Source organism: Acidovorax sp. (assembly GCF_046294525.1).
GTDB lineage: Bacteria > Pseudomonadota > Gammaproteobacteria > Burkholderiales > Burkholderiaceae_C > Acidovorax.
The window spans coordinates 268,136-287,044 of sequence record NZ_JBKBKQ010000002.1; the positions used below are offsets into that span (position 1 = coordinate 268,136).

The 18,909-nt window shown below is 68.0% G+C and carries 20 protein-coding genes; 11 read left to right on the plus strand and 9 right to left on the minus strand.

The annotated features are described in order from the left end of the window. The first annotated feature begins 1 nt into the window (after position 1). The 3 genes from ACK4HJ_RS03620 to ACK4HJ_RS03630 all read left to right on the plus strand — a co-directional run bounded on the left by ACK4HJ_RS03620 (position 2) and on the right by ACK4HJ_RS03630 (position 4,513). Complete coding sequence (locus ACK4HJ_RS03620) at positions 2-1,411, plus strand: DUF2130 domain-containing protein (protein WP_409827792.1); 1,410 nt, start codon at positions 2-4, stop codon at positions 1,409-1,411. A 19-nt stretch (positions 1,412-1,430) separates the two neighbouring features. Next, positions 1,431-3,737: a TPR end-of-group domain-containing protein gene (locus tag ACK4HJ_RS03625; RefSeq protein ID WP_409827794.1), complete on the plus strand. Its 2,307-nt coding sequence runs from the start codon at positions 1,431-1,433 to the stop codon at positions 3,735-3,737. Positions 3,738-4,171: 434 nt separating this feature from the next. Continuing rightward, positions 4,172-4,513, plus strand: coding sequence for a DUF1330 domain-containing protein (locus tag ACK4HJ_RS03630; protein ID WP_409827795.1), 342 nt, complete (start codon positions 4,172-4,174; stop codon positions 4,511-4,513). A gap of 94 nt (positions 4,514-4,607) precedes the next feature. On the opposite strand, the gene ACK4HJ_RS03635 is transcribed toward ACK4HJ_RS03630, so the two are convergent. After that, positions 4,608-5,210, minus strand: coding sequence for a flavin reductase family protein (locus ACK4HJ_RS03635; RefSeq protein WP_409827796.1), 603 nt, complete (start codon positions 5,208-5,210; stop codon positions 4,608-4,610). A 205-nt stretch (positions 5,211-5,415) separates the two neighbouring features. Between ACK4HJ_RS03635 and ACK4HJ_RS03640 the strand changes: the two genes are divergently transcribed. Further along, entirely contained in the window at positions 5,416-5,805 is a 390-nt protein-coding gene (locus ACK4HJ_RS03640) for a VOC family protein (protein ID WP_409827798.1), read from the plus strand. A gap of 66 nt (positions 5,806-5,871) precedes the next feature. On the opposite strand, the gene ACK4HJ_RS03645 is transcribed toward ACK4HJ_RS03640, so the two are convergent. Beyond that, positions 5,872-6,621 carry a hypothetical protein gene (locus ACK4HJ_RS03645; protein ID WP_409827799.1) on the minus strand — a complete coding sequence of 250 codons (750 nt, stop codon included), beginning with the start codon at positions 6,619-6,621 and terminating at the stop codon, positions 5,872-5,874. Positions 6,622-6,693: 72 nt separating this feature from the next. Next, positions 6,694-7,947, minus strand: coding sequence for a helix-turn-helix domain-containing protein (locus ACK4HJ_RS03650; RefSeq protein WP_409827801.1), 1,254 nt, complete (start codon positions 7,945-7,947; stop codon positions 6,694-6,696). 59 nt (positions 7,948-8,006) lie between these two features. Between ACK4HJ_RS03650 and ACK4HJ_RS03655 the strand changes: the two genes are divergently transcribed. Continuing rightward, entirely contained in the window at positions 8,007-8,612 is a 606-nt protein-coding gene (locus ACK4HJ_RS03655) for a class I SAM-dependent methyltransferase (RefSeq protein WP_409827802.1), read from the plus strand. Positions 8,613-8,630: 18 nt separating this feature from the next. Here ACK4HJ_RS03655 and ACK4HJ_RS03660 read toward each other — a convergent pair whose 3' ends face one another. Next, the gene (locus ACK4HJ_RS03660) at positions 8,631-8,933 is read right to left on the minus strand and encodes a hypothetical protein (protein ID WP_409827803.1); all 303 of its coding nucleotides are present in this window, start codon (positions 8,931-8,933) and stop codon (positions 8,631-8,633) included. Between the two features lie 102 nt (positions 8,934-9,035). Between ACK4HJ_RS03660 and ACK4HJ_RS03665 the strand changes: the two genes are divergently transcribed. Beyond that, positions 9,036-9,812, plus strand: coding sequence for a tRNA-uridine aminocarboxypropyltransferase (locus ACK4HJ_RS03665; RefSeq protein WP_409827805.1), 777 nt, complete (start codon positions 9,036-9,038; stop codon positions 9,810-9,812). On the opposite strand, the gene ACK4HJ_RS03670 is transcribed toward ACK4HJ_RS03665, so the two are convergent. Further along, positions 9,809-10,453: a DNA-3-methyladenine glycosylase gene (locus tag ACK4HJ_RS03670; protein ID WP_409827807.1), complete on the minus strand. Its 645-nt coding sequence runs from the start codon at positions 10,451-10,453 to the stop codon at positions 9,809-9,811. The genes ACK4HJ_RS03665 and ACK4HJ_RS03670 overlap by 4 nt on opposite strands. A gap of 91 nt (positions 10,454-10,544) precedes the next feature. On the opposite strand from ACK4HJ_RS03670, the gene ACK4HJ_RS03675 reads away from it, so the two are divergent. Beyond that, a complete protein-coding gene (locus ACK4HJ_RS03675; protein ID WP_409827808.1) occupies positions 10,545-10,796 on the plus strand; it encodes a hypothetical protein in 252 nt (83 codons plus the stop codon). Between the two features lie 260 nt (positions 10,797-11,056). After that, entirely contained in the window at positions 11,057-11,629 is a 573-nt protein-coding gene (locus ACK4HJ_RS03680) for a DUF1439 domain-containing protein (protein WP_409827809.1), read from the plus strand. Between the two features lie 124 nt (positions 11,630-11,753). Here ACK4HJ_RS03680 and ACK4HJ_RS03685 read toward each other — a convergent pair whose 3' ends face one another. Both ACK4HJ_RS03685 and ACK4HJ_RS03690 read right to left on the minus strand, forming a co-directional pair. Next, complete coding sequence (locus tag ACK4HJ_RS03685; RefSeq protein WP_409827810.1) at positions 11,754-12,824, minus strand: serine hydrolase domain-containing protein; 1,071 nt, start codon at positions 12,822-12,824, stop codon at positions 11,754-11,756. Between the two features lie 117 nt (positions 12,825-12,941). After that, complete coding sequence (locus tag ACK4HJ_RS03690) at positions 12,942-13,868, minus strand: LysR family transcriptional regulator (protein WP_409827812.1); 927 nt, start codon at positions 13,866-13,868, stop codon at positions 12,942-12,944. A gap of 139 nt (positions 13,869-14,007) precedes the next feature. Between ACK4HJ_RS03690 and ACK4HJ_RS03695 the strand changes: the two genes are divergently transcribed. Next, positions 14,008-14,787 (plus strand): SDR family oxidoreductase, encoded by a 780-nt coding sequence (locus ACK4HJ_RS03695; protein ID WP_409827814.1) that lies wholly within the window; start codon positions 14,008-14,010, stop codon positions 14,785-14,787. A 46-nt stretch (positions 14,788-14,833) separates the two neighbouring features. On the opposite strand, the gene ACK4HJ_RS03700 is transcribed toward ACK4HJ_RS03695, so the two are convergent. Next, positions 14,834-15,541, minus strand: coding sequence for a glutathione S-transferase family protein (locus tag ACK4HJ_RS03700; protein WP_409827816.1), 708 nt, complete (start codon positions 15,539-15,541; stop codon positions 14,834-14,836). A 221-nt stretch (positions 15,542-15,762) separates the two neighbouring features. Here ACK4HJ_RS03700 and ACK4HJ_RS03705 point away from each other — a divergent pair, with 221 nt between their 5' ends. Further along, positions 15,763-16,701 (plus strand): LysR substrate-binding domain-containing protein, encoded by a 939-nt coding sequence (locus tag ACK4HJ_RS03705; RefSeq protein WP_409827817.1) that lies wholly within the window; start codon positions 15,763-15,765, stop codon positions 16,699-16,701. Between the two features lie 78 nt (positions 16,702-16,779). After that, positions 16,780-17,760, plus strand: a complete 981-nt coding sequence (locus ACK4HJ_RS03710) for a hypothetical protein (protein WP_409827818.1) — start codon at positions 16,780-16,782, stop codon at positions 17,758-17,760. Between the two features lie 78 nt (positions 17,761-17,838). On the opposite strand, the gene ACK4HJ_RS03715 is transcribed toward ACK4HJ_RS03710, so the two are convergent. After that, entirely contained in the window at positions 17,839-18,774 is a 936-nt protein-coding gene (locus ACK4HJ_RS03715) for a LysR family transcriptional regulator (RefSeq protein ID WP_409827820.1), read from the minus strand. Positions 18,775-18,909: the final 135 nt, after the last annotated feature.

The following is an 18,909-nucleotide window of genomic DNA, read 5'->3' on the forward strand; positions in this document are numbered from 1 at the left end:
CATGCACGACATCATCTGCCCCCATTGCCACAAAGCCTTCAAGGTGGATGAGTCCGGCTACGCCGACATCCTCAAGCAGGTGCGCGACGCGGATTTCTCCGCGCAGCTGCACGAGCGGCTGGAACTGGCCGAGCAGGACAAGCGCAACGCGGTGGCGCTGGCACAGGCGCAGGTGGCCAACGAGCTGCAGAAGGCGGCGGCTGCCAAGGACGCGCAAATTCAAGCGTTGAAGGCGCAACTGGATGCGGGTGCGGTCGAGCGTGACCTGGCGGTGGCGCAGGCCCTGAGCGCGGTCGAGAAACAGCGCGATGCGCTGGCCAATGAGCTAGAGCGCGCGAGGCAAGCGCAGCAGGCCGCAGACCAGTTGGCACACGCGCGGCTGGCGCAGGAGCTGCAAGGCGTAGCCGCCAGGAAGGATGCCGAGATTCAGCAGCTGAAATCGCAGCTGGAGGCGGCCGAAGTGGCTCGCAGGCTGGCGGTGACCGAGGCTGTGACGGTGGTGGCCCGCGAGCGCGACGAACTCAAGAACGACCTGAGTCTGGTGGTGGTGAAAAAGCAGCTGGAAGAAGCCGCCATCAAGGAGCAATACGCCTTGCAACTGCGCGACCGTGACGGCGAGATTGCGCGCCTCAGGGATATGAAGGCGCGCCTCTCGACCAAGATGGTGGGCGAGACGCTGGAGCAGCACTGCGAGACGGAGTTCAACCGCATACGCGCCACGGCGTTTCCGCGCGCTTACTTTGAGAAGGACAACGACGCGCGCAGCGGCAGCAAGGGCGACTACATCTTTCGCGACGCGGACGAGGCGGGCAACGAGATCGTCTCGATCATGTTCGAGATGAAGAACGAGAGCGACGAGACGGCCACCAAGAAGCGCAACGAAGACTTCTTGAAAGAGCTGGACAAGGACCGCACTGAAAAGGGCTGCGAATACGCGGTGCTGGTGTCGCTGCTGGAGCCCGAGAGCGAGCTGTACAACACCGGCATCGTGGACATGTTCTACCGCTACCCCAAGATGTATGTAGTGCGGCCGCAGTTTTTCATCCCCATCATCACGCTGCTGCGCAACGCGGCGATGAAGTCGCTGCAATACAAATCCGAGCTGGCGCTGGTGAAGGCGCAGAACCTGGACATCACCAAGTTCGAGTCGCAGCTGGATGAGTTCAAGACGGCTTTTGGCCGCAACTGGCGGCTGGCGTCCGACGGATTCGAGGAGGCCGTCAAACGCATTGACGAGGCCATCAAGGACCTGGAGAAGACCAAGGAGGCGCTGCACAAGTCGGCCAACAACCTGCGCCTGGCCAACGACAAGGCCGAAGACCTCACGATCAAGAAGCTGACACGCGGTAACCCGACGATGGCGGCCAAGTTTGCGGAGTTGAAGCAGGTGGGGCTGTTGGATGGAGAGTGATACAGAGCCCGCCGCGACCATGCCCGCATTCTTGCCCCGCGCACTCTGTGCCTTCGCCCTGCTCATGACGATGATGACCATGACGCCCCCGGCGCTTGCCAGTGCGCCCGCTCAGGATGCGTTCCCTCGCCTGTCCGACAACACTGCGGGCTCGGCCACGCTGGAGGTGCGCAAGGTGTTGCATGGCCATGTGGATGGCATGTTCGTGGTGCTGCGCACGCGGCAGGTGGTGGCGGCCGCCGGCGGCTATTTGTGGAAGTTCAGCGACCAGGGTGTGTTGCAAGACACGCTGCGTGTGCAGGGCTCACTGTTTACATCGGGTGTGATGTTTACGCCCGAGCATTTTGTGGACTGGGTGTTTACCGGCAGCCCGCAGCGCAAGGCCTACGGCGCGCCGGTGGATGGCAATGCGATGTCGCACGCCGAGGTGGTGACGGCACTGGCCAAGGCCGAGGTGGTGGAGTTTGGCAAGAAGGAAGGCAACACGCCCGACAACACCGCCGCCTGGGCCTACGTGTGGGCCAACGGCCAAGCCCACAAGATGGACCTCACGCGCCACATCGACAAGGTGGACACCTGGTGCCACCAGCGTACGCATGCGGCCGAGGCGCTGCGCTGGAACGCCACCTGTTTTGAAGGCTTGCCGCCTGCGCGCCGCGCGTGGGCCGAGGTGGAACCGGAGAGCTTTGCGGGCCATGGCGATGTGCGGCCCCGGGTGGACGTGGTGAAGTTTGACCGGCGCAAGTACCACCTGGAGGAGGGCCTGGGCGGTCAAATCTTCGGGGCCACGGCGGGCGTGGTGCTCAAGGCCATGGGCATGCCGGGCTCGCTGCCGGGGCGCTACTGGTTTGGCGATGCGCACACGCGGCTGCACCTGGGCGGCGAGGTGGTGCAGTTCAAGGCGTTTGTGCCGCGCGAGGACGGGGAATACCGATTCATGCACAACATGCGCTGGTGGGAGCCCGCCGAAAGACTGCCGGGCGCCAGCCCCTGGTTCAGCGTGCACCCGCGTGGCTACTTGAGCCACAAGGGCGAGGCGGCGCTGTTCAAGCTTTACGAAAACGACATCGGCCTGTATGTGGTGCGGCCCCGTGGTGTGGCCGATGTGCCTGCCGCGCAGCGCACCACGCCCGCATGGCGCCCGGTGTTTGAAGGGCCGGTGACCCGCTCTGCCCCGGTGACGGGCACGGTGGAGTTTGCGGCAGCGCAGCCGCCAGCGGTGGGTGGCAGCCCTGCCGTGCAGCCAGCGGCCGCGCTGCCCGCCGCACAGGTGTGGCTGCGCAGCCCGCCCCCTGGCCCACACGTTGGCGACGGACCGCCCCCGGTGCCGGTGGACGCTCTGTGGCCTGCGTTGCACCAGTTGCCTGCTGCGTTGACCGTGGCCTGGGGCTTGCCATCCCAAGAGCACGACTACACGGTGCTGCGCATCGGGCTGGACAACGCCGAAACGCAGGGGGTGATGAACCGTCTGCTGGGTACGGGCGCTGAACCCATGAAGCTGGCCGACGCCGCGCGCGCCCGTACACACCGTGGCCGCAAAGAGGCATCTGCCGCAGATCCGCTGGAGCTGGTGCTGCGCGTGCCCGACCTGAAAGCCCCGCTGGACCAGGGCCAGGTGCTGCTGCGCAGCGGCAGCCGCCAACTGCCGTTGCTGCAGGCCCGCCTGACCTACGTGGTGCAACCCGTGGAGCGCGCTGCCCGCGCTGCGCCCGCCACAACAACCTCGCCGCCGACTCCATCCACACAGCCGCAGCGCCAGCAACTGCAAGCCGCAGTCGCCGCGGCCACCAAAAACGCGCGCACGGGGCTGCCCCCGTTCTTGCAGCAGGCGCAGGCCCTGGCGCAAGACACGCCCGGCCTCGCCAGCGCCCTGGCGCCGCACGTGACGGCGGCCTATGCCGAGCTGGTCAACCACTACAACCGTGCAGGCGACTTTGCTTCGTCTGCCGCGCTGGTGCGGCACTACCTGGCGCAGGTGCACCCGCACATCGGCAGCCACTCCGCGCGCGACAACAGCGTGGCCTACAACCAGGGCGTCATCGCCAGCCAGACGCTGGCCTTTGCCATTCACGCGCCACAGCACCGCGACCTGGCAGACGCCGTGATGGCCACACTGATCGGCCCCACGTTCGACCCGCAACTGCAGACCAACGGCACGCTTCTGTACAACCTGGCCTGCTACTACGCTGTGGGTGGCGACAAGCCCCGCCTGCTGCAAAGCGCCATGGCGGCGCGGCGCCTGGGCAAACCTGCTTCGCAGTTCATGGCGGACAAGGACTTTGAGCGCTATTGGCAAGACCCGGAGTTTCTGCAAGCGCTGCAGTGAGCTGTTTGCAGCTTGATATCAAATTGATAGCTGTTGGCGCATGATGGATAAGCGCTAGAGGCTGATTTGACTGTAATTTGGCGCCGATCTTGGATGGCTCTCACGTCTTCTCTCTCCGTGGGAAGGGGGGCTAACCCCCTGCGCCGCTGCTGCTGGCACGCAGGCTGCTGCTGTCATCCGAGATATGGGCCTTCGCCAAAGAGGCACATACCCGCCTTCACCTTGACCTCCAAGGTAATTGCCGCGCTGACTCTCGGCTTCTACAGTGCTCTCCATGGGCGCCGGATGCCCAGGTGAAGGCGGAGTGAAAGGCGGAATCTGCGCCTTTGCCATGCAGCTTTCCCTCGGCTCTGGCCGGGCAATCTTTCTCCCACAGCGTCCGCAACAGCACGTTGCGCAACAAACGCCTAAACAAAGAACGAAAGGACTTTGCCATGTCTGCCTACGCCGTTGGTTTACTCAGCGATCTGCGGTGGGGTCCCGACATCGTCACCTACCTGCAGCGCATCGACGCGAGCCTGGAGCCTTTTGACGGGGCCTTCCTGGTGCACGGCACCCGGGCGGAGGTCAAGGAAGGTGTGTTCGACGGGGACTGCATCATCATCCGCTTTCCGTCCATGGAACAGGCGCGTGCCTGGTATGACTCGCCTACCTATGCCGCGCTGATTCCGTTGCGCACGCAGCATGCGAAATCCACGGTGTTTTTGCTGGATGGCGTTGCAGAGCCGAACTACCGCGCGGAGTCTTTGTTGGGCAAGCTGGGGGTGAGCGTGTGAAAGCCCCGTATGCCCAAGGGCCGACCGGCTCCGCCCTCGCCGTTTTGGCGGTTGATGTAGGTGGCGTGCATACCTCGCGGTGGCTTGCCAGGGCTCACGCCACGTTCACCGACGCCCCGGTGGCATAAAACTGCCCGCCCGCCACGTAGTGCAGCGTGCGCAGTTCGTCGGGCGCGGTGTCGAACTCCCAGTGCCCGTTGCGGAACACGCGGTCGTCGGCCCAGGCGGCGGTCACTTCACCGATGAAAAGGTCGTAGGCCTGCTGGTTGTGGGGCTCGGGGATCACGCGGCATACGAGCCAGGCGGCGCAGCCCTGCACCAGGGGGACGGCTGCGTGGCCGGGTGCTTCGAACAGCACCACGCCATGGCGCTGCAGCTTGTCGGGAACGGACTTGGCACTGTCGGTGCCGATGGCCACGGTCATGGCGGCCTGCGGCACGGTGGGCAACTGCAGCGCGAACAGGCCGCTGGCCTCGACCAGTTCGCGCGTGCGGGTGGCCTTGTCCAGCACCACCGTCACCTTGGGCGGCGAAAAGTCCAGCGCGCAGGCCCAGGCAGCCGCCATCACGTTGTGTTGGCCCGCATGCGCGGCCGAGACCAGCACCGTGGGGCCGTGGTTGAGCAGGCGGTAGGCCTTGTCGAGGGGGACGGGGGTGACGTGGGGATCCAGGGGGTTGTCTGTGTGATGGGTGCTCATGATTCAATAGCTGCTGGCGCATGCTGGATAAGCGGTTGAGGGCATTTTCAATCAAACCCGGCTGCAATGCGGCACCCAGCCGCAAAGGCGCGATGCGCGGCAGGGGCGCTGTCGCCAGCGTGCAGGCGGGCGGCGCACGGGCCGCTAACATCGCCTGGCATTTCAACCCACCCGCCTCCTGCGGGCCCTATGGAGACAAGAAGCTATGTTCAGTCATGTGATGGTCGGTGTGAACGACCTGGAGATGTCCAAGAAGTTCTACGACGCGCTGCTCGGAACGATTGGCGTGCCGCCCGGTGTGGCCAACAAGAACCGGTATTTCTACCGCGGCCCCACGGGCACCTTCTGCATCAGCACCCCCATCAACGGCGAGCCCGCCACCTTTGCCAATGGCGGCACCATCGGCTTTGTCACGCAGTCGCCCGAGCAGACAGATGCCTTCCACGCAGCCGGCCTGGCCAACGGTGGCACCACGTGTGAAGACCCGCCGGGCTGGCGCGAAGGCCCGACCGGCAACCTGTACCTGGCTTACCTGCGCGACCCGGACGGCAACAAGATCTGCGCACTGCACCGCCCGCCCAAGCCAGCGGCATAAGACCACCGGCTGATTCGACGGACCGTGGCGGCCCAAGGGCCGCCGCGTCCTTTCCTCCACCGCATTTCAAGCTGCTTTGCGCGCCCCGGGCCGGCGCACGGCGCGCACCTTTCCGCTGGGACCGCCGCCGCAGTAGAACAGGCCGGCGCCATCGGACTCCAGCCCGCTCACGCCCACACCGGCCGGCATGTCCAGCTGTTGCAACACGGCACCGCTGGTAGGGTCGATGTGGCGCAGGCTGCTTTCCTCGCCCTCCCAGGTGCCGTGCCACAGCTCGCCGTCCACCCAGGTCACGCCAGTCACAAAACGGTTGGATTCAATGGTGCGGCGGATGGCGCCGGTGGCGGGGTCGATCTGGTGAATCTTGCGGTCGCGGTACTGGCCCACCCACAGGCTGCCCTCGGCCCAGGACAGGCCCGAGTCATTGCCACCGCCCGGTGCGGGAATGGTGGCCACCACCTTGCCCGTGGCCGGGTCGATCTTGTCGATACGCGCCTCGGCGATCTGGTACAGGTGCGTGCCGTCAAACGCCGTGCCCGCATCGCACACCACATCCAGCGTGCGGGTGGTGGTGCCGCTGGCGGGGTCAAAGCCCACCAAGTGTTCGCCCGTGGCTGCCCACACGCGCTGGCCGTCGTGCGTGACGCCGTGGATGGTGCTGGCGCCGCCAAACGGGCCGTATTCGCGCACCACTTCGGCACTCTGGCGCGATGCAATCGGCAGGTGTTTGCTGGAGGGCGGGGTGCCCGACAGGTCGCTGCCGCAGGCGGTGTCGTGGTTGGTCTTGGTGGCGGTGTGGGGGGTGGCAGTGGTCATCTTTCAAACTCCTCGGATGGGGTGGGTGCCCGGAGCACTGCTGAAACCGGTGCGTTGGGCGGTGCGGCCACTTTAGGGATTCGGCGGCGAAGTCGGGAGTAACAAGATCGTCGTGAATCCCACCCTGGGCGCCGCCACCCAGCGGCGCGCGCGGGCCTGGCCGATGGCGCGGACTTGACCTTGTGCTTCCAGATCCGCCAGCGCGCGCTGCACGGTGCGCTGGCTGTCACCCATCGCCAGCGCCAGGGCGGACGTGGACCAGGCCGCGCCGTCGGCCAGCAGCGCCTGCAGGGCGCCTTGCGCGCCCTCCACCGGCGGCGCCAGCAGGGCCACGCTGCGGCCGTGCAGTGGGCGCAGCGCAAAGCCGCGCGCCGTGGCCTCCACGCCCGCCAGCGGCGCGATGAGCTTGCGCAGGCGGCCCATCTCCACGCGCAGCCGGGCGCGGTGGGTCTCGTCGGGGTGGCGCGTTCGGAACACGGTGGCAATCGGCGCCTCGCGGTCCGCATCGCCCGGCCAGGCCTGCGCCAGCGCGCGCACCAGCGCAAATATCACGGGGCGGCGGGCCAGGGGCAGCGCCACGTGACCCGCATGCACGGCGTGGCGGCAGGCATCCACCACCAGCGTGTCGGCCGAGGCGCGCAGCGCCGCCACGTCCTGCAGCAACAGCGCCTGCTCGCCACGCGGGCCCAGCAGGCGGGCGGCGGGCCGGCCCAGCAGCGCGTGCGCGTGGGCCACCTCGGCCTGCAGCGCGGGCACACCGGATTGCTGCGCGGCCTGCCCGGCCTGTTGCAGGGCGGCGTGTGCGGCGTCGATCTGCAGCGCGCGCAGGGCCAGCTCGGCGCGGGTGAGCGCGGCCACCGCAGCCAGGGCCGGGGGCAAGCGCATGGGCCCAGCGGCGGGCGGGCTTTCGGTGGGGTCAGAAGCCAGCACGTTGGCCGCCTCGGCCAGCTGCCCCAGCAGGATCAGCCGGCGCGCGGCCACCAGCCGGGCCTGCAGCGCATTGGCCATGTCGCCATGGGCCAGCAGCGTGTGGGCGGCGGCCAGCAGCGGTGCAGATCCCTTGCCAGCGCCCAGGTCGCGCTGGGCCAGCGCCACCTCGGCCTCGGCCACCACGCAGCGGGCGCAGGCCACGCTCTCGTGCGGGCCAAAGGCACGGGCGGCGCGGCGCAGCAACTCGCGGGCGCGCGGGTGCTCGCCCAGCTGGGCCATGGCAATGCCGCGCAGGGCCAGCGCGGGCGGGTCGTTGCGCAAGGCTACGCGCTGCAGCGCCGTGAGGGCATCGCCCGCGGCCAGCGCGCGGGCGGCGGCGGCAATCATCGAATCCATGGCGACAGCCTACACGCCGCGCGATACTCTCGCGCTTTCGTGAAAACCAAGGACCCGCATTGAAATCCGCCAGCGCCACCACCTTCGACGAGGCCTACTACCAGCGCTTTTACTTCGACAAGAAGACCAGCGTGGTGGACCCGCAGCACATGGAGCGCCTGGGCACCTTTGTGTGCAGCTACCTCAAGTACCTGCGGGTGCCGGTGCAGCGCGTGTTGGACGTGGGCTGCGGCATCGGGCTGTGGAAGGACATCGTGGCGCAGCACTTTCCCGGCGCCAGTTACAAGGGCGTGGAGTTCAGCCCCTACCTGTGCGAAAAGTTCGGCTGGCAGCAGGGCTCGGTGGTGGACTATGCGGCCAGCGAGCCGTTTGACTTGGTGATCTGCCAGGGCGTGCTGCCCTACCTGAGCCCGCCCGACCTGAAGGCCGCGCTGCACAACCTGGGCCGCCTGTCCAAAGGCGCGCTGTATGTCGAAGCCGTGGCGCGCGAGGACTATGAGCAGGACATCATCGACGAGGACCTGACCGACAACCGCGTGTTCCGCCACCGGGCCGAGCTGTACCGGCGCGGACTGCGCGAAGGCTTTGTGGAACTGGGCGGCGGCGTGTGGCTGAGCCGCCAGGCCGAGGTGCCCACATTCGCGCTGGAGCACGCGGGCGGGTGAATGCACCGCGCACAGCGGCTACATGGTTCTGAGACGCTTGAAGCCAAGGAGGGCCACACGCGCGTTCACGAACACGCCGAGGGCCATGAGGGGATAAAAAATCACACCGTGGCGCAGGAAGAAAAACACGTTCTTTTCGTCTGGGCCCCGGAACAACATGTAGGCGCAAAACAGGCCCAGCGCCACGATGAACAAGCTGGCCACCAGCACCACCGGTTTGGACTGGCTGCCTTCCTCGTTGAAGTGTTTTTGAATGCCGGTTTTTGCGGTGGCTTTCGTGCTTGCATGGGTATCCGCGCCAATGTTTTCGTTCTCGCTCATGTCGCTCCCTCCTTGAAATGGGCGCGATTTTAGGAGCGGGGCTTTGCAGATTTCTTCCCGGTTTCAGGTGGTCACAATTGAATACCTGATCGCTATCAATCCATGTCCCACGCGTTCCACCCCGTTCCGTCTTCCGCCACGCCTGCCCACGCCGTCTCGCGCCTGCGCACCGAACGCCTTGCCCGCAGCGCCAAGCCCTTTCTGGCGCGCGGCGGCCCCAAGGGCGAGCGCTGCGCGGGCTGCCGCCTGGTGCCCAGCCACTGCATCTGCGCGCTGCGCCCTCAGGTTCCCACGCGGGCGGGTGTGTGCCTGCTGATGGCTGATACCGAACCCCTGAAACCCAGCAACACGGGCTGGCTGATTGCCGATGTGGTGGCCGACACGTTTGCCTTTGGCTGGGCGCGCACCGAGGTATCCCCCGCTCTGCTGGCGCTGCTGGCCGACCCGCAGTGGCAGCCGTATGTGGTCTTCCCTGGCGAATTCGTGGCGCCCGAGCGGGTGGTGACGGAGGTCGCGCCAGCACACGCATCGGGCCGCCCCCGCCCGCTGTTCATCCTGCTCGACGCCACCTGGCCCGAGGCGCGCAAGATGTTCCGCAAAAGTCCCTACCTCGACCGCTTTCCGGTGCTGAGCCTGGCGCCCGAGCAGATCTCGCGCTACCAACTGCGCCGCTCGCGCCGGGGCGACCATTTCTGCACCTCCGAAGTCGCTGCGCTGTGCCTGGATCTGGCGGGCGAGGCGCGGGCCGCGGAGGTGCTGAACGCCTACCTCGACGTGTTCACCCACCACTACCTGCAGTCCAAGCACCAGCTGCCGCCCGACTGCATGGGCGAGGCGCACCAGGCGTTGCGCCAGGCCTTGGCGGGCGAAGGAGGCTAGACCTTGCCCGCCGCAAACGCCCGGCTCAGATAGCGCGAGCCCCGCAGCCCGAAGCGCCAGGGCACGTCCACCGCCTTGGAGATGCCGATGCGCGGGCCCGCGACCACTTCCAGCGGCCCATCGCCCGCGGCTGCCGTGGCGGCGGCACCGGGTTCCAGCAGCGCAAACGGCGGCTGGTCCAGCGGCAGCCCGTTGAAGCTGGCGTCGATGCCCAGCGCCTGCGCCAGCCGCCCCGGCCCCGCACACAGCAGGCGCACGTCCTGCAGTCCGCGGCGCACCTGCTGCATGTCGATGCCGTGGGTCGGCTCCAGCGCGCGCAGCAGCACGCCCGCGCCGTGCCCCGCCTCGCGGCACACCGTGTTGATGCACCAGTGCAGGCCGTACGACCGGTACACGTACGCGCGGCCCGGCGGGCCGAACATGGCCGCGTTGCGCGCTGTGGGGCCGCCGAAGGTGTGCGATGCCGGGTCCGTCTGGTCGTAGGCTTCCGTTTCCACGATCACCCCGCCCACGCCGTCCACCAGCAGCGTCACGCCGATCAGCCGGCGCGCCACCACGTCCGCTGGCGCGCTGAAATCGATGGCGGCAGGCACGAGCGGGGGCGTGTGCCGGTGGGCGGGATCAGGAGTGGTGCGTGGCATGGGCCGATGCTATGGCGGGGAGCGCACTTGTGCTGTCCGCCAACGCCTTGCCTTACAGTAGCGGCCCCACGACGCAACCACGCCCATCCCCATGACCAAAGACCTGGCCCGCCAAAGAGAACTGCAACCCATGGCGCTGTGCGAGCCCTGCCAGGGCATCCAGCGCAACTGGCGCAAGGCGCCCGGCCACGCCGAACTGGTGCAGCGCGGCAGCCGCAAGGAAGACCGTGACCACGGGCCGGTGACCTTTACCCGCTATGTCTGCGACCGCTGCGGCACGGCGTGGGAGTACGAGAACGACAAGACCAACCAGCAGGCAGGCTGGGCGGTCGTGGGGCGTTGATCAGATCAAAAAAGATAGCTGCCAGCGCTTGATGGATAAGCGCTGGAGGCACTTTTGGCTTGATTTTTTGACCGTGTGGCAGGCGGCTGTCAGCAGGACGGCCCCTGTCCCCGGCCCTCTATCGCGAGGGGAGAGGGAGTGCCGGTGCACTCGGCGGTAGGCGCGGGCGGTACGGCTTGCCTGCAGCCTGCCGAGGTCGCAGGGCACCTTTTTCTGCAGAGCGTGTCCCACCGCACTGCGCCCCTCCGGACATACCCCCCATGCCCCACCGCCGCCAATTCCTGACCGCCGCCGCCCACCGCAGCATCGCCCTCGCGGGCATCGCCCTGTTCATGGGGTGCGGGGCGCTGGCTCAGCCCAGCTACACGGTGCCGCTGGCGCAGTTGCAGGAGATGGTGACCGCCAAGTTTCCGCGCAGCGTGCCCGTGCAGGGCCTGTTCGACCTGAGCCTGCAAGCCCCCCAGTTGCGCCTGCTGCCCGATGTGAACCGGCTGGGCGCGGCCATGGCGGTGGAAGCGGCGGGCCCCGCCTTGCGGCGCGGGCACGGCGGCACCTTTGACGTGGAATTTGCGCTGCGCTACGAAGCCAGCGACCGCACGCTGCGTGCGCACCAGATCAAGCTGGGGCGGCTGGACTTCCCCACCCTCAAGCCCGCCGTGACCGACCTGCTCAACGCCTATGGCCCGGTGCTGGCCGAGCAGTCGCTGCGCGAAGTCACGCTGCACCAGCTGCGCCCGCAGGACACGGCGGTGTTTGACGGCCTGGGGTTGCAGCCGGGGCCCATCACCGTGACGGCCAAGGGGCTGGAGGTGGCGTTTGTGCGCAAGCCTTAGAACAGGTTCTTAGCCCAGCCGGTACGGTGTGTTGCGTGGTGCTTGTTTAAAAATGATAGCTATCAGCGCTTGATGGGCGCGCGCTATGGGCTGAAAAAGCTTCAAATTTGGGGTATGCAGTGCTCTACCGGGGCTCGCCCGCCACCCGCCGCTGCACCGCCGCAAACACGGCGTTGCGGATCAGCTGCAGCGCCTGCCCGCGCCGCCCGCTTTCGGGCGACACGGTCGACGTGGTCGCCACCACCAGGTCCAGCGGCGGGTACACCCAGATGAACTGCCCGCCAAACCCGCTGGCCATGAAGGTGGGCCGCGCCGCCTTGCCGGGCACCACCCACCACAGGTAGCCATAGGGCAACCCCACGGGCGGGCCGCCCGCGGTTTGTGCCTGCACGGATGCATCGGCAAACGCCTCGGGCAGCAGCGGCTGGCCGTTCCACTGGCCGCGCTGCAGGTACAACTGGCCCAGCTTGGCCATGTCGAGCGTGCGCAGGTGCACGATGCTGCCCTGGTAACGCGGCGCTGCCAGGCCGAGGGGCGCCACCAACTGCTGCTGCGCGTAGTCGGCCAGGGACATGCCGGTTGCTTTTTCCAGCACAGCGACCAGCAGCGGCGTGACGGAATTGTCGTAGGCAAACACCTGCCCCGGGTCGGCCGCCAGGGGCCTTGCCCAGGCCTCGCGCACGGGCAAAGGGGCGGCAGTGCCCGAGCGGGTGCGCGGGCCGCCATCCAGCGCAAAGCCGGCCGTCAGCGTCAGCAGGTGGCGCAGCGTGAGGGTGGCGGCGCGCGGGTCGGGGTTGAGGGGCGCCCATTCGGGCATCAGCTCCACCACACGCTGGTCCACGCTGCCGATGCGCCCCTGGGCCAGGGCCGTGCCCAGCAGGGCCGAGAGCGCGCTTTTGGAAGCGGACTGCGTGTCGCGCAGCTTCTCCGGCTCGTCGTCGCGGTAGAAGCGGTACACCACCCGGCCGCGCAGCACGACCACCGCACTTTGTACATCGGGGTACTGCGTGGCCAGCGCGGTCTCCACGGGCTCAAAGGCGGCGGCGTCCAGCGCCTGTTCTTCTGCCGTGGCCGTTTCGCGCCAGGCGGATGCAGCGATGGTTTGCGCGTGAGCAGCGCCGGCCGTCAGGCCACCCCCGCCGACCAGCAGGCAAAGCGACAACCAGGCACAACAGAGGGGCCAGCGGATGAACATGCGGAACTCCTTCGGTGAGGCGCGGGGATGCGCCTGCCAGTGTAGAAGCAGCCACCTTCGCGCCCGCCAAAGATGGAGGTGATGAAGAGATGAATCGATGCAGCGGCAGGGCCCGCCTCAATCCGCCCGCACCCGTTGCGCAAACCCGCGCTGGCTAAACTGCTCCAGCACAAAGTCCACAAACACCCGCGTGCGCGCGGGCAGCAGTTTCTTGCTGGGGTAATACAGCATGGTGGGCCCGGCGTCGGCCCACCAGCCGGGCAGCAGGCGCACCAGGTCGCCGCGTGCCAGCCAGGGCTGCGCAAACGGCATGGGCAGCACGGCCACACCCAGGCCCATCAGCGCGGCCTGGCACATGGCCTCGGGGTCGTCAAACACAATGCGCGGGCGAAACTCCACCGGCGCGGCTGCACCCGCCTTGTTGCGCAGGGTGATCACCGGCACGCGCCCGGTGCGCAGTGCCCGGCGCGCAATGCCGTCCCAGGCTGCCAGGTCGGCGGGGTGGCGCGGCGCTTTGCGGCCCTGTTGCAGCAGCGCGGGGGCCGCCACCACCACCAGGTGAATGGGCCCGAGCGTGCGCGCCACCATGTCGGGGTTGAGGTTGAGGCCGCCGCCAATGCCCGCGTCAAAACCATCGCCGATCAGGTCCACCTGCCGGTTGTCAAATCGCCAGTCGGGCTGAATGGCGGGGTAGCGCTGCAAAAACTCGGTGAGCAGCGGTACCAGATAGGCGCGGCCAAAGGCCAGGCCCATGCTCACCTTGAGCGTGCCTGCGGGCTGCTGCTCGGCCTCGGCCGCATGGTCCACTGCGTCGGCCAGCGCGGTCAGCGGCGGGCGGATCTGCGCCAGCAGCCGCTGCCCGCCCTCCGTCAGCGCCAGACGCCGCGTGCTGCGCTGGAACAGCCGCACCCCCAGGTTGGCTTCAAGCCGCGCCACGTTCTTGCTCACCGCCGCGGGGGTGAGGCCCATCAAGCGCGCGGCGGCCGAGAAGCTGCCGGACTCGGCGGATTGCACAAAGCATTCGAGATGACTGAGCGGTTGCATGGCTCGCATTTTCAACCCATGGTTGAAATTCATCCATCCCATTGGGGGCTACCGGCAAGGCAATGGTTTTCTGACACTGCAGAGGCTTCTGGTTCGTTGCCGAACCTTTTCTCATCCCTCATTTTTTGGAGAAACCGCCATGTCTTCTGTATCGCCCACATCCCCGGCGCACCTGCCCTTGGCCGCAAAGGTGGCGTTTGTCACCGGCGGCACGCGCGGCATTGGGGCGGCCACCGTGCGGCGCCTGGCGCGCGATGGCGCGGCCGTGGCCCTCACCTACACCCGCTCGGCCGCACCGGCCCAGGCGCTGGTGGCGGCCATCGAATCCGCCGGGGGCAAGGCCCTGGCCCTGCAGGCCGACAGCGCCGACGCCACCGCGCTCACGCAGGCCATCGACAGCGCGGCTGAGCGGCTGGGTCGCATCGACATCCTCGTGAACAACGCGGGCGTGGCGGTGATGGGCGAGATCGATGGCTTTGCACTGGCCGACTTCGACCACACCTTCAACGTGAACGTGCGCGCCGTGTTCGTGGCCACCCAGGCCGCCGTGCGTCACATGGGCCAGGGCGGTGCCTATGGCCGTGTGATCACCATTGGCAGCACCAACTCCGACCGTGTGCCATGGCCCGGTTTCAGCGTCTATGGCATGAGCAAGGCCGCCATCGTGGGCCTGACCAAGGGCTTGGCCCGCGACCTGGGCCCGCGTGGCATCACCGTGAACAACGTGCAGCCCGGCCCGGTGAACACCGACATGAACCCCGCCGACGGTCCCATGGCGGGTGACATGCACAACCTGATGGCACTGGACCGCCATGCTCACCCCGACGAGATCGCGGCCATGGTGGCCTACCTGGCCGGACCCGAGTCGGGCATGGTGACCGGGGCCAGCCTGCTGATCGACGGGGGCTTTGCGGCCTGAGAGGCTGACAGGCTGGGAGCGCGGGCCAGAGCAGTGCGATGGCGCGTCAGCCCGCGCCAAGCTGCGCCACCACGTTGGCCAGCGCCACATGGCCCTGAAACCCCCCGGCGCCGGTGACGGGCTCGCCACGCTCGATGGCGTGGGAAAACGCCACGGCGGGGTCTGCGCGCAGCTTGGCCAGGTGCGCATGCAGATGGGGATAGGCCTCGACCTGCAGCACGCCGTGGTATTCGGCCCAGCGGGCCACGGCGGCCAGGTAGGCGTCGGCCACGGTCTTTTTGGGGCCGCCGTCCATCCATTCGCGCGTGACCAGCAGGCCGTCCACATGCTGGCAGGCGGCTGCTGCCTGGGCGCGCCCCAGGTCGCGCAGCACCTGCTGTCGCCGCGGGTCAGCTTCCATCTCGTAGGCTGTCCACAGCGGTGCAAATGCGGCAAAGAAGTCGGTGTTCAGGTAGGCCAGCGTCTCGGTCAGCCGGTCGTGCCCGGGCGTGCCCTCGGGGTAGCCCAGCTGGTGGCTCTGCCGCGCGGCCAGGTGCAGCAGGATGGCCAGGCTCTGCGTGAGAACCGCGCCTTCTGACGTGACGTAAGCCGGCGTGAGGTTCAGTGGGTGGATGTGGCGGGTGTAGTCCGCCGGCCAGGGGTGTTCCATCATCACGATGCGCGACAGCGCATATGGCGCGCCCAGCCATTCCAGCGCCACGATGCTGGCCAGCGAGCAGCCCTCGGGCACGCCATAGAAAAGGGTCGGTGTCATTGCGGTTCCTTGGAAAAAAGCAAAGTAGAAAAAAAGAAGGAAAAGGGGGAAAAGAAGGGAGAAAAGGCGCGCGTTTGCCCCGGCTCAAAAGATACGGGTGTGGCTTTATCCTGTGTAGCCACCTCAAAGTAGACTCATCGTTTACATGCGTGGACGATGAGCGGCACCAAGCCCGGGGCGCGCCAGGCTTGTCCCCCGTCTTCGTCTCGCGGACGATTCCCATGCTCAACCTCAACGACCTGCAGCTTTTCGTACGCGTGGTGGACCACGGCGGCTTTGCCGCGGCCGCGCGGGCGTTGGAGTGCCCCAAGTCCACGCTCAGCAAGCGCGTGGCGGCGCTGGAGACCGCCCTGGGCGTACGCCTGATCCAGCGTAGCTCGCGCGTGTTCGTGATGACGGACACCGGCAAGGCCTTCTACCGCCACGCCGCCGCCATGTTGATCGAGGCCGAGGCGGCCGAAAACGTGGTGCGGGGCCTGCAGGCCGAGCCCACGGGGCTGGTGCGCATCACGGCGTCGGTGACCACCGCGCAGCTGGTGCTTGCCGAACTGCTGCCTGTGCTGGCCGAGCGCCACCCGCGTCTGCAGGTGATGCTGCACGCCACCGACCGCTTCGTGGACTTGGTGCAGGAGGGCTTTGACATCGGCGTGCGCGACCATTCCGCGCCGCTGGCAGATTCGGAACTGGTGCAGCGGCGCGTGGGCTTCGAGCCGTTCTACCTGGTCGCCGCGCCGGCCTACCTGGCGCGCCACGGCGGCCCGCCGACCGACTGGCAGGCGCTGGCCGGGCACGACGGCCTGTTGCTGTCGGCCGCCGCGTCGGCCCAGGCCTGGACGCTGTGGCAGGGCGGCAAGGCCCACACGGTGCGCCCGCGCCCCCGCTTTTTTGCCGACGAGCCCTGGACGCTGCTGCACGCCGCGCTTGCCGGCGTGGGCGTTGGCTGTCTGCCCAGGGGGCTGTGCGCGGCCAGCCTGGCCTCGGGCAGGCTGGTGCGCCTGCTGCCGGCCTTTGACCATGCGGGCGGCATGACCACCACGCTGCTCATCGCGCACCGGCGCGGACAGCTGCCCTCGGTGCGCGCGGCGGTGGACTTTCTGGCCGATGGCATCGCGCAATCACGGGGGCTGGAAACGTCTGCGCCTGCGGCACCCTGGCTATAGTCCTTGCCGCAGCCCATGCTGCTGCTGGTGCCTGTTGCAGCACTGCCATTGCTTTTTCATCTCTTTGCGGAGACCTTCGTGCGCGCCCTGTTCATCTTCTCCCGCTCGCTGGCCTGTGCGGCGGCTCTCGCCGCAGTCGTACTCGCCGCTGCGCACGCTGCCAGCATCGACGAGCAGCCGTTTGTGGGCGACTACCACAGCAAGACCGTGGACTCGGTGGCTCAGTTGGTGCTGCTGGACGACAACCGCTTTTGTTTTGCCTTCATGGGCGGCTCGATGGACATAGTATCGGCTGGCCTGTGGCGGGCAGCGCCCGGCGGCGGTATCCGCCTGCAGGAGGTGCGGCCCGATAGAACGCTGTTCCCGGTGCTGGTGCGTGCGGGCAGCGCGCAGCAGGCCGCGGGCAGCGTGGTGTTCGACTTCCAAGGCCACGCGCTGTCGCAGGCCCAGGCACCGGTATTTGCCATGGCCGAGGACGAGCGCCCGCCCGCCACGTTGCGCCCGCTGTTCCCGACTTCGCACAACCGCTGGGCCGCCAGCTACACGCTGCCTGCGGTGCCGGCCACATCGGCACGCTACTTCTACCTGGGCGATGCCGCTGATGCGTCCGGTGCCGGTGGCCGTGCGCAGCCCGTGAAGGTGACGCAGTACCGCCTGGAGCCTGCAGCAGGCGAAGCGCATGGCAACCCCGACCCTGCTGCGCGCGTGGTGCGCGTGGGCTTCAACGCGGCGCAAGCCATGCCCTTGCTCACCCCCGCCGCGCAGCTGAGGGACGGCACGCTGTTCTTGGAAGGCGACCGCTTCGGCCCGCGCAAACCCCTCACGCCGCAGCTCGAAAAAGACGTGCGCGAAACCTGCATCAACCCCGTGCTGGATGCTGCCCAGTCCGCGCCGACCGGGGGCCCGGGCGAGTCCCGCGGCGTGCAGACATTGGTGCCCGTCAAGACCTTCAACCTGCCCGCCACGGCCGTGCAGGGCGCGCCGTACTTTGGCGCCGCGAACGGCGAAGAAATCCGCAGCGCCGCCCCGGCACCGCGCCGCAAAGGCGAGGCACAGTAACAAAAGCCCCCAACCCGGCTGCGTCCGGCGCTCGATGGGACCCTGCCAGACCCTCACGCACCGCCGATTCTTCCGAATTCAGTGGATTAGCTCGTGGGGCGCCAGCACGTAGGCCGGGTTGTCCGCCACCATCTCCACCGCCAGGTCGATAAAGGCCCGCACGCGCGTGGGCAGCGCGGTGCGGCTGCCGTAGTACACGTACAGCGCCAGGTGCTGCGCCACATGCTGGGGCAGCAGCGGCACCAGCTGGCCGCTGCGCACCAGCGGCGCAGCCGTGGGGCCCACCAACTGGCCCACCGCGTGGCCGCCCAGCACCGCGCGGGCCTCAGCCTCGATGTCGTTGGTGCAGAACGCGGGATGGATGGTGCGCGCCACGATGTCGTCGCCCACCTGGAACTCCCAGGGCATGGGCTTGCCGGTGGCGGGGTGGCGAAAGCCGCTGCAGCGGTGGTGGGCCAGCTCGTCGATGCTGGCCGGCGCGCCGTGCCGTGCGATGTAGGCGGGCGCGGCGCACACGATGAGCTGTAGCGTCAGCAGCCGCCTCGCCACCACGCCGCCCTCGGGCGGGTAGCCCGATCGGAACCCCACGTCCACGCGGTCTTCCACCCAGTTGCCGATGCGGTCGTCCAGCTGCACATCGGGCTCCACCAGCGGGTGGCGGCGGCAGAACACGTCGAGCACCGGCCAGACCACCTCCAGCAGGATGGAGCGCGGCGCCACGATGCGCAGCGGCCCGGCCATCTCTTCACGCCCGCGCCGCGCGCTTTGCACCGCCAGCTGCAGCGTGGACAGGCCGGGCTGGGCCGTCGCCAAAAACTGCTGGCCCTCTTCGGTCAGGCTCAGGCTGCGCGTGGTGCGGTGGAACAGCCGCACGCCCAGGTGCGACTCCAGTTGCACCAGCAGCTGGCTGGAGGCCTGGGGCGTGATGCCCTGCGCGGCGGCGGCTTGGCGCAGGCTGCCCAGCTCGGCGGCCTTGGCAAAGTTGGCGATGGCGCGCAGTTCGTTGATGGCCATGGTGCAAGGGCGGTGGAGATGGTGGCGGATGAATTGGCAATTTTTGCTTGCGAATGAATCGGCAGATTATGGGCTAGTCGCATGGCAATGCGCTGCCTACAGTTCGCAGCCGTGGGCACTGCAACACGCCCGCTC